11 protein-coding genes are annotated in these 10,271 nt (G+C 71.7%); 5 read left to right on the top strand and 6 right to left on the bottom strand.

What is annotated here, in order from left to right:
* The 3 genes from ND748_RS17085 to ND748_RS17095 form a co-directional block, all read left to right on the top strand.
* On the top strand, positions 1-933 hold a 933-nt coding region (locus tag ND748_RS17085), incomplete at its 5' end, for a cysteine desulfurase family protein (protein ID WP_251746797.1).
* An 84-nt stretch (positions 934-1,017) separates the two neighbouring features.
* Positions 1,018-3,063, top strand: coding sequence for a 2-oxoacid:acceptor oxidoreductase subunit alpha (locus ND748_RS17090; RefSeq protein WP_251746798.1), 2,046 nt, complete (start codon positions 1,018-1,020; stop codon positions 3,061-3,063).
* Positions 3,060-4,145, top strand: a complete 1,086-nt coding sequence (locus ND748_RS17095; protein WP_251746799.1) for a 2-oxoacid:ferredoxin oxidoreductase subunit beta — start codon at positions 3,060-3,062, stop codon at positions 4,143-4,145. Before ND748_RS17090 ends, ND748_RS17095 begins: the two co-directional genes overlap by 4 nt.
* A 653-nt stretch (positions 4,146-4,798) precedes the next feature.
* Here the strand turns inward: ND748_RS17095 and fdxA are convergent.
* Positions 4,799-5,134, bottom strand: a complete 336-nt coding sequence (gene fdxA / locus ND748_RS17100; RefSeq protein ID WP_251746800.1) for a ferredoxin — start codon at positions 5,132-5,134, stop codon at positions 4,799-4,801.
* A gap of 550 nt (positions 5,135-5,684) precedes the next feature.
* Complete coding sequence (locus ND748_RS17105; protein ID WP_251746801.1) at positions 5,685-6,542, bottom strand: SDR family oxidoreductase; 858 nt, start codon at positions 6,540-6,542, stop codon at positions 5,685-5,687.
* Positions 6,543-6,631: 89 nt separating this feature from the next.
* Here ND748_RS17105 and ND748_RS17110 point away from each other — a divergent pair, with 89 nt between their 5' ends.
* A complete protein-coding gene (locus tag ND748_RS17110) occupies positions 6,632-7,060 on the top strand; it encodes a helix-turn-helix domain-containing protein (RefSeq protein WP_251746802.1) in 429 nt (142 codons plus the stop codon).
* On the opposite strand, the gene ND748_RS17115 is transcribed toward ND748_RS17110, so the two are convergent.
* Positions 7,017-7,433, bottom strand: a complete 417-nt coding sequence (locus ND748_RS17115; protein WP_251746803.1) for a group III truncated hemoglobin — start codon at positions 7,431-7,433, stop codon at positions 7,017-7,019. The two genes, ND748_RS17110 and ND748_RS17115, sit on opposite strands and share 44 nt — an antisense overlap.
* A gap of 438 nt (positions 7,434-7,871) precedes the next feature.
* On the opposite strand from ND748_RS17115, the gene ND748_RS17120 reads away from it, so the two are divergent.
* Positions 7,872-8,318, top strand: a complete 447-nt coding sequence (locus ND748_RS17120) for a response regulator (protein WP_251746804.1) — start codon at positions 7,872-7,874, stop codon at positions 8,316-8,318.
* Positions 8,319-8,328: 10 nt separating this feature from the next.
* Here the strand turns inward: ND748_RS17120 and ND748_RS17125 are convergent, their stop codons facing one another.
* The 3 genes from ND748_RS17125 to ND748_RS17135 all read right to left on the bottom strand — a co-directional run.
* On the bottom strand, positions 8,329-9,024 hold the full coding sequence (locus tag ND748_RS17125) for a class I SAM-dependent methyltransferase (protein ID WP_251746805.1): 696 nt from the start codon (positions 9,022-9,024) through the stop codon (positions 8,329-8,331).
* Positions 9,025-9,127: 103 nt separating this feature from the next.
* On the bottom strand, positions 9,128-9,331 hold the full coding sequence (locus tag ND748_RS17130; RefSeq protein WP_009741546.1) for a cold-shock protein: 204 nt from the start codon (positions 9,329-9,331) through the stop codon (positions 9,128-9,130).
* A gap of 201 nt (positions 9,332-9,532) precedes the next feature.
* The coding region (locus ND748_RS17135) for a LysR family transcriptional regulator substrate-binding protein (RefSeq protein WP_251746806.1) at positions 9,533-10,271 on the bottom strand (739 nt) is incomplete at its 5' end.

Consider the following 10,271-nt stretch of genomic DNA (forward strand, 5'->3'; position numbering starts at 1 on the left):
GGCGGGGCCGGCGGGGCCGGCGAGGTTGCACTGGTCGCGGTCATGGCGGCCAACAACGAGACGGGGACGCTCAACGATCCCCGACCGGTCGCCGTTCTCGCCCACGAGGCCGGCGCTCTGTTCCTGTGCGACGTCACCCAGGCGTTCGGCCGCATCCCGGTCTCGGTCGCCGAGATGGGGATCGACCTCGCCACCGCGTCCGCGCACAAGATCTACGGTCCCAAGGGCACCGGTGCGCTGATCGCCGGCCGGTCGGCGCGGGCGCGCCTCGTGCCGCTGATCCACGGCGGCGGGCAGGAACGCGGCCTGCGCGCTGGCACCCTCAACACCCCCGGCATCGTCGGCTTCGGCGCCGCGGCCCGCATCGCCGCGGCCCTGTTGGACGACGAGGCCACTCGGCACCGGGCCCAGACGGAGCTGCTGTTCGACCTGCTCGTCGGCTGGCTCGGGGTGGGTGCCCTGGAGGTCAACGGGCCGATCGAGGACGGCACCGGCCGGCCCGGCCCGATCCGGCTGCCGAACACGCTGAACCTGCGGTTCGTCGGCGCCGACGCCGATGCGGTCCAGTCCTGCCTGCCGGACGTGGCGGTGTCCGCGGGCTCCGCCTGCCACGGCGCGGGGAACGAACCGTCCCCGGTGCTGCTGGCGATGGGCCGCTCGGCGACCGCCGCGCGGGAAAGCCTGCGGTTCAGCGTGGGCCGGTTCACCACCGTCGACCAGATTCACGCCGCCGCTGCCACGGTGGCCCGCGCCGTGCTCCGGGTGCAGTCCCTGCGGGCGGTCGGGTCCGGCGAGCTCCCCCAGCCCGCCGAGCCCGCCGAGTCCGCGCGGCCCGGTGCGAGCGACCGGCCGCCCGTCGGCTGGTCCGGCGCGGTCACCCCGCCCACGGGGCGGACCCCGGAACTTCCCGTTCCCCGATCTGCCCTGCCCTGAATGACCGGCCCGCGCTGCCAGTCTCGCCACGTCGTGGTCCTGGCACTCCCGGCGCGGGATCGCGACGTCGAGATGAGGTCCCTCATGCCCACCGAGCAGTTGTCCGAACGGCCCGAAGGGGCCAGACGGCTGGAGAACGTGGTCATCCGCTTCGCCGGCGACTCCGGCGACGGCATGCAGCTCACCGGTGACCGGTTCGGCGCCCAGGCGGCCGCGATCGGTAACGACGTGGCAACGCTGCCGAACTACCCGGCGGAGATCCGCGCCCCAGCGGGCACCGTGGCCGGCGTGTCGAGCTACCAGCTCCACATCGCCGACCACGACATCCGGACCCCCGGTGACCAGCCTGACGTCCTCGTCGCCATGAACCCCGCGGCGCTCAAGGCCAACGTCGCCGAGCTGCGCCCCGGCGGCGTCATCATCCTGGACACCGACGCGTTCACGGTGCTGGGTCTGGAGAAGGCCGGCTACGACGTCGACCCGCTCACCGACGGTTCGCTCGACGCCTTCCAGGTGCACGGGATCAACCTGACCGGGTTCGCCGCGGCCGCCGTCGCCGATCACAACCTCAAGCGCAAGGACGCCGCGCGGACGAAGAACATGTTCGCCCTCGGCCTGGTGTCCTGGATGTTCAGCCAGCCGATCGAGGACACGATCGCCTACCTGCACAAGCGCTTCGCCTCGAAGCCCGACGTGCAGGCCGCGAACGTCTCCGCACTGCGCGCCGGCTGGATCTACGGCGAGGCGAGCGAGGCCTTCGCGAACGTGTACGAGGTGAAGCCGGCCCCGCTCCCGGCTGGCACCTACCGGCACATGAAGGGCAACAAGGCCGTCGCCTACGGCCTGGTGGCCGCGGCGCACCAGGCTGGGATGCCGCTGTTCCTCGGCGCCTACCCGATCACCCCGGCGTCGGAGATCCTGCACGAACTGTCCGCGCTGGCCTCCAACGACGTGCGGTCCTTCCAGGCCGAGGACGAGATCGCGGCCATCGGCGCGGCGATCGGCGGGTCCTACGCCGGCATGCTCGGGGTGACCGTCACCTCGGGTCCCGGGATGGCGCTCAAGGCCGAGGCCCTCGGCCTCGCCGTGATCATGGAGCTGCCGCTCGTCATCGTCAACGTGCAGCGCGGTGGGCCGTCCACCGGCCTGCCCACCAAGACCGAGCAGTCCGACCTGCTGCAGGCGATCTACGGCCGGCACGGCGAGGCGCCGATGCCGGTGATCGCGGTGCGCTCGGCGGCGGACGGCTTCGACGCCGCGATGGAGGCCGCGCGGATCGCGCTGGCCTACCGCACCCCGGTCATCCTGCTCTCCGACGCCTACATCGCCAACGGCAGCGAGCCGTGGCGGGTCCCCGAGATCGAGGAGCTGCCGTTCATCGGGATCGACCTGGCCACCGAGCCGAACGGGGTCGACGCCGAGGGCAACCCGGTCTTCCTGCCCTACGCGCGTGACCCGATCACCCTCGCCCGGCCGCTGGCGATCCCCGGCACCCCGGGGCTGACCCACCGGATCGGTGGCCTGGAGAAGGCCGACCTCACCGGCGCGGTGTCCTACGACCCGGACAACCACGACCTCATGATCCGGACCCGGCAGTCGAAGATCGATGGCATCGACGTGCCGCCGCTGGAGGTCGAGGACCCGAGCGGCCCGCCCGGATCCGGTGCGGACGTGCTCGTGATCGGCTGGGGTTCGACGTGGGGCCCGATCGGGGAGGCCTGCCGGCAGGTGCGGGCCGAGGGCATGAAGGTCGCCCAGGCGCACCTGCGCCACATCGTGCCGCTGCCGGCGAACCTCGCCTCGGTGCTCTCCGAGTACCACACCGTGCTCGTGCCCGAGATGAACCTCGGCCAGCTCGCCGGCCACCTGCGCCGCGAGACCCTGATCGACACCGTCGGTTACAACCAGACCCGCGGGATGCCGTTCCGGACGGCGGAGCTCGCCTCCGTCATCACCCGGGTGATCCAGGGAATCGACGAGGACGCCGCGGGAGCCGCGGGCACGAAGCCGGTCGGCGACGTCGGCGCGCGCCGCGCGGCGCTGTCGGAGGCGGGGGCGGCGAAGCCCGCGGCCCACGCCGGCACTGCCACTGCTACCCAGCACGACGGGACCCGGGAGGCGGGACGATGAGCACGGTCAACGGAAAGGCCGAGGAGCCGGTCGGCGGCGCGAGCGGCCGGCGGGCGCCGACGGTGGCGGACTTCACCACCGGCCAGGAAGTTCGCTGGTGCCCCGGCTGCGGGGACCACGCGATCCTGTCGACGATGCGCGGGCTGCTGCCGGCCCTCGGCGTCGCCCCCGAGAACACCGTGGTGGTGTCCGGCATCGGCTGCTCCTCGCGGCTGCCGTACTACCTCGACACCTACGGCATCCACTCCATCCACGGTCGGGCGCCGTCGTTCGCGACCGGTATCTCGATCAACCGGCCGGACCTGTCGGTCTGGGTCGTCACCGGTGACGGCGACGCGCTGGCCATCGGCGGCAACCACCTGATCCACGCGCTGCGGCGCAACGTGAACCTCAAGATCCTCCTGCTCAACAACCACATCTACGGGTTGACCAAGGGGCAGGCCTCGCCGACGTCCAAGGTCGGCACCATCGGCCCGTCGAGCCCGTTCGGCTCGCTCGACAACCCGTTCAACCCGATCGCGCTCGCGCTCGGGGCCGGGGCGACGTTCGTGGCCCGCACGATCGACACCGACCGCCGCCACCTCACGGCGACGCTGACCGCCGCCGCGGCGCACAAGGGCGCCGCGCTGGTGGAGATCCGGCAGGGCTGCCCCACGTTCAGCGCGATCCCCCGCCAGCCCAACCGGGCCGCCGGCGAGACGAGCCCCGCGGAGTCGGACGACCCCTCGGCGCCCGAGCACGGCCCGATCCGGCTCTCCCCTGGCCTGCCGATCGTCTTCGGCGCCAAGGAGCAGTGGGGCATCGTCCGCGACCCGAGCACCGGTGAGCTGGGCATCGGCCACGGCGGCGACTCCCGCGTCGTCGTCCACGACCCGGGCACCCAGAACTCCACCTACGCCTACGCGCTCGCCCGCCTGGCGGAGACGTCGCTCGCCGAGCCGCCGATCGGGGTCTACCGGTCGGTCTCCGCGCCGAGCTTCGACCAGCTCTACCAGGAGCGGCTGGCCACGGCCCGCCCCGATGGCCGCGGTGACCTGCGGACGCTGCTCAAGGGCACCGACTCCTGGACGCACGCCGGCTAGCACCCAGATCGCCGGCCGGGGAGCTGCGCCCCTGGCCGGGGCGGACGGGCGGCCGGGCGGACCGCCCGTCCCGCGATGTGAGGGGACCAGACCGACTTCGGTCGGCCTGGTCCCCTCTTGTGGGTGCCCGCGTTCTGGCCTGTGTCGCTCTCCTGTGCGGGTCCACTCTCCTGTGCGGGTCCGTTCTCCTGCGCGGGCGGCTCTCCCGCGCGTGCCGTCGCCTTGGGTGTGCCCTCGCTTTGTGGGTGGCCTTTGCCTTTTGGGTGGCCTCCGTGGCGTCCAGCCGGCTGCGGGCGAGGCCCGTTGGTGGCACGACCGGATCGACCGTCGCGGAAGCCGCCCGGGAATACCGCGTCGGCCGACCCCGGGTGGGGGAACCGGTTCGGGCGGGAAGTCCAGGGAAAAGCGGCAGTCCAGGGATGCCGGGCAGTCCAGCGAAAGGCCGGCGTGGGAGAGCGGCGCCGTTCACGGCATTGTTCGTCGGCGGCGTCTCATGACAAAACCGCCGGTCGGCCGCTTCGCTGCGGCCGACCGGCGGTTTGCTGTGACGTTGAAAGGCCGGTGCCCGGACGGGGGTGGTCCTGAGCACCGGCCGTAGCCGGCGGTCCCGCTGACGCCGTGGCCGCGTCAGCCTTCGCCGGCGGCTTGTGCCGTCAGCGTCCGTACCCCGCGACGTAGGGGGTGTCGACCCTGATCGGGCCGACCCTGCCCGCGCCGCCCGGATCGCCGACGGGTGCATCCCGCCCAGGCAGGATGGTGGTGAAGAAGCGGGCCTCGTCCGCGACGAACTCGGCTTCCGCCTGCGGTACCAGCCTGACACTCATGATCGCGTCGACCGGACAGGCCGACTCACACGCCCCGCAGTCGATGCACTCGTTCGGATTGATGTACAGCTTCCGCGCGCCCTCATAGATGCAGTCGACCGGACATTCGCCCAGGCAGGCGGTATCCTTCACATCAATGCAGGCGGACGTGACGACAAACGTCATGAGTGCCTTCTTTGCCGGTCGCCGGGACGGGTCGAGTGTTGAAGGCGGGCCGGGCCCACGGTGACCCGCGGATCGATGGTGGACTCCGTGGTCGACCATGGAGTCCGTGCCACCGGAACCGGTCCGATTCTACGGTTCGGCCTTACTTGCGGCTGCCAGGAAAGCGTAACAGGGGACCGGGTCGATTGGCGAGGACGGCTGTAAAGGGAGAGTAAACAAGTCAACGTGTACTCGGCCGCCATCGATAGGAAGATCCCACGGCCCGGGAAAAACCCAGGGATAGGTTTTTCCCGGCCGTCCGGCGCCGGGGCGGACCTGGCACCATGGATCACCGAAGGTAACTGATGGCCCACCGTGCGGGGCTGGACGTCACCGCGATCACCACGGCGGCGGCGAGCGCGAAGTACAGGGTCGGCGCGGGAAGTATCGCGGTGCGTTGTGCGCGGTTTCGGGGCTCGGACCGTGCACAACGCACCGCACCGGCCCCAGTCGGCCCCAGTCGGCCCGAACCGCCCCAGTCGGGGCCGGCGGGCAGTCGGGTGCGGCGGGGTCAGACCTTGGCGGCGCGCACGGAGTCGGCCAGGCTGGTGGTCGGCCGGCCGAGCAGCCGCTGCAGGTCGTCCGCGTCGACGTCGAGCGCACCGCCGCGGATCGACTCGTCGATGCCGGCGAACAGGCCCGCCGTGGTCTCGTCGAGCCCGACCTGGCCCAGCGTGGCGGCAAGCTCCGCCACCGTGACATCGCGGTAGGTGACAGTGGTGCCGGTGACCTCCGTGATCGTCGCGGCGAGCTCGGCGAGGGTGAACGGCGAGCCACCGAACTCGTAGATCGCGTTCTCGTGCCCGGCGCTCGTCAGGACCTTCGCGATGCCCGCGGCGAAGTCCGCCCGGGAGGCGCCCCTGATCCGGCCGTCGCCCGCTGCGCCCAGGACGAATCCCTGGCTCAGGTACTGGCCGAGCTGGGCGGTGTAGTTCTCGTGGTACCAGTTGATGCGCAGCGACGTGTTCGGCACGCCCGCGGCCGCGAGGACCTCCTCGGTGGCCTTGTGCTCGGCGGCCAGGGACAGGTCGGTGACGTCGGCCCGCGGCGCGCTGGTGTAGACGATCCACCCGACGCCGGCCGCCTTCGCCGCCTCGATCACGGCGGTGTGCTGGGCGACGCGCTGACCGAGCTCACTGCCGGAGACGAGCAGCAGGGTGTCGACCCCCGCCAGGGCGGCGGGCAGGCTCGCCGGGTCCGAGTAGTCGCCCGCCCGGACCTGCACCCCCCGCTCGGCGAAATCGGCTGCGCGGGCGGGCGTCCGCACGACCGCGACGATCGTGGACGGCTCGACTCCGGACTCGAGGAGCTCCTCGACGACGAGTCGGCCGAGGTGCCCCGTCGCGCCGGTGACGGCGATGGTGGTCACTGATGTTCTCCCTGTCGGTGGCAGTTTCTTTTGGTAAGTACTAACTATCAGACAGCACTAGTCCTTGGGCGGATCGTAGGCTTGCGACCATGTCTTCCGAGCGTGATATGGCGGTGGGCGAGCCGTGTCCAGGGGAGATCGGGCCCAGTGACGAGCTCATCAGCGACGTCTTCGCCCGGGGATGCAGCTCGCGGGCAGCGCTCGAGGACGTGGGGTCCAAATGGGGGATGCTCGCCATGCTCGCGCTGGGCGAGGGCAGCTACCGGTTCAACGCGCTGCGGCGCCGCGTCGAGGGTGTCAGCGAGAAGATGCTCTCCCGGACGCTGCAGGTCCTGGAGCGCGACGGCCTGGTGATCCGTGAGGTGATCAGCACGATCCCGGCCCGGGTCGAGTACTCGCTGACCCCGCTGGGCGGCCTGGTCGCCGGGCAGTTGCGCGCCCTCGCGGACCTGTTCGAGGCGTCGGCGGCCGAGATCAGTCGGGCTCGGACGGCCTACGACGCCGACCGGCGGCCGTGACGGCGCCGGAGCTGGCGGGGGTGGCCGTCCCGGAGGTCGCCGGGACGTCGGCGAGGCGGCGGCCCATCGACAGGGCGATCCGGTGGGCCTGGAGCTTGGCGCGCTCCGCGTGGGGGCCGCTGTGCAGATCGTCGACGGTGGCCGTCCACAGCTCCAGCCAGCGGGCGAACAGCTCCGGTGTGAGCGGTACACGGGCGTGTAGCTCGGCGTGCACCCCGAAGGCGTTGCGTCGGTAGGTGCCGGCCCGGAAGATCACCGCCTGCCAGAAGTCGCAGATCACCGGCAGGTGCGCGGGCAGGTCGAGCTGCGCGACGTCGACGAAGACGGGGCCGAGCCGCGGATCGGCGAACGCCCGCCGGTAGAACTCTGTCACCAGCGCCGCGATGTCCGCCCGCCCGCTGATGTCGGCCGTGGCGTCCGTACTGACCTCCCAGGGCTGCGGCCCGTCCGCGGAACCAACCGGCAGTCGTGGCGGGTCCGCAGACCGAGGCTACGTTGCGCCGGGCGGCCCAGCCGCCACTCCTCGCCGTACGCGCCGACGCCATCCCCCGATCGGGGCGGTCGGCCATGACAATCGTCATGCCGCCGGCTGTGGCCGCCTCTGCTGTGCGCACAGCGACGGCATCGTCGCTGGACTGGAGGGCGACAGGCCACCCCCATGGGCGGTACCGTCAGACAACCCGTGGTTCGGGCTCGTATTCGGGCTTCCGGTCGGTGGCTGTCCCGATCGCCCCCGACGAGGTTGCCGCGCTCCCCGCCTTTACCACCGGTTGACCTCATCGCGGGTCGGCCACACACCCCGAGGTGCCAGATGACGACGAGTCTGCCCGTCAACTCGTTCGACGTGCTGCTGGTCGAGGACGATCCGGGGGACGTCCTCATGACCCGCGAGGCGTTCGCGGACGATCGGATCAACGGCCGGTTGCACGTCGTGAACGACGGCATCGAGGCCATGGCCTTCCTGCGGCGCGAGGCGCCGTTCACCGACGTCCCCATCGTCGACCTGGTCCTGCTCGATCTCAATCTGCCCCGCCGCAACGGCATCGAGGTGCTGACGGAGATCAAGGCCGACGAGGATCTGCGCCGCATCCCCGTCGTGGTGCTCACGACATCGGACGCGGCCGAGGACATCCTGCGCAGCTACAACCTGTACGCCAACGCCTACGTGACGAAGGCGGTCGACTTCGATCGGTTCGTCGACGATGTGCGCTTCATCGATGACTTCTTCATCACGGTCGTCCGCCTGCCCCGCCGCTGAGCCGCCCTGATCATCGGCGCCACACCAGGGCAAGGGCGAACGGGTGCCCGCGGAAACGTCCCCATTTCGGCTTGGCGGCGAGCCAGGAGTCGTCGACGACGTTCTCCTGCATCTCCGCCAGCGTCCAGCCGGTGCCCAGACCCGCCTCGATCTGGTCGCTGACCAGGTGGACGTGAGTGGTGATCGCTCGCTGCGCGCCGCTGCCGTCGGTGTAATGAGTCGGCATGCCGGAGGTCATGATGAAGTGCGGGTGGAAGGCGACGAGGACGAACAGGGCGCCGGGCCGGGCCAGTCGGGCCGCCTCGGCGTAGAGCGGGACGAGTCCGGGCAGATGCTCGTCCATCAGACAGGCCACGACGAGGTCGTAGCCGGCTGAGGGCAGGCCGGTGGCGGTCGCGTCCGCCTCGACCAGCCGGTCGTGCGCGCCTCGTTGCGCGGCGAGAGCCAGCATCCCCGCGGTGAGGTCGACGCCGTCGATGGCTGCGACTCCGCGGGCGCGCAGCCACGCGCCGGTCCGGCCGGTGCCGCAGCCCAGATCCGCCGCCCGCTCGACCCGCGCCCACCCCGGCTGCCGGAGTCGGTCCAGCAGCGCGAGGTCCATGAAGTCCTCGACCGTCCGTTCGTAGCTTGCCGACCACTGTTCGTAGCCGGTCCGGACGTCCACGGTCGGGTATCCGCGCAGGTCGAACTGCGAGAAGGAGGACATCGGCGAAGTATCGCCGGCTAAGACCCGGCCCACAACGCAGTTTCGGCGCGTGGCTCCTGATGCGGAGCCACGCGCCGAACGCAAAGCTGGGGGTGGTGCGACCTTAGGCGGGAGTCACGTTGTCCGCCTGCGGCCCCTTCTGGCCCTGCACGATCTCGAACTGGACGCTCTGGCCCTCATCCAGGGACTTGTAGCCGTCCGCCACGATCGAGGAGTAGTGGACGAACACGTCCGGGCCGCCACCGTCGACGGAGATGAATCCGAAGCCCTTCTCCGCGTTGAACCACTTGACGGTACCCTGCGCCACGATACTTTCTCCTTGCCGCGCTCCCGGTAGGCGTCCTTCGCGTACCGGCCTCGCACCAAACCCCGATCGGTTCCGTGGTCTGGTCGTGCCGTTCCCCCGCGTAGGTCACGCACCGAGAAACAAGCAACACCTCCAGCCTACCCCCCGCCCGGCTCGGCGCGCAGGACCAGCGCCAGACTTGCTGCGGTCCGGGCCCCGCCGTCACCCCCCGAGCGCCCGGGACAGCGCCAAAACCGCAGGTCCCGGCCGGCCAGCCCAGAGCAGCTCAGTACGGAACTCCGGGGCGGCACCGACCAGCGGCACGCCGATCGGGGCCGCCCGGACGGTACTCGAGCCAGCGCCGTCGCGGGTGTCGCCGTGACCGTCGCGGGTGTCGGCGGCGGCGGCATCGGCCGGACCGGGCCGGCGGCCGGCGGCGAGCAGGCGGTGCGGAAGCACCCCGAGTCCGTGGCCGGCGGCGACGAGCGCCAGCAGGCCCGCGAGGTCCGCGCCGTCGTAACGCAGGTGTGCCCGGAATCGCCGATCCCCGGTCACGACCCGGAGATCGGCGACCGCGTTCGCGACTTCGGGCGCGTCTATCCACCGGGCGTCGACGAGGTCGGCCAGCCGCAGCCCGGTGCGTCGGGCGAACGGGTGGGTGTGGGGGAGGGCGACGGCGGCCGGATCCGCGGCGACGCCGACCGCCCGAACGGGCCCCCCGTCGGGTAGCCGCAACGGATCTCCGGGGGCGGCCAGCCCGATCGCGAGGCCGAGATCGAACTCACCCCGGGCCACGCCGTTCGCCACCGTCGCGGTGCCGGCGACGACAACGCGGACCTCCAGCCGGGGCCGGTCGGCCAGGACATCGGCGAGAACCGATGCGAGCCGGTCGGCGGCCAGCGCGTGGGCGGCGACCGTCAGCCGCTCACTCGGCGCGCCGGCGGTGCGCGTGACGTCGGTG

Source organism: Frankia sp. AiPs1 (genome assembly GCF_023716945.1).
Taxonomy (GTDB): Bacteria; Actinomycetota; Actinomycetes; order Frankiales; family Frankiaceae; genus Frankia.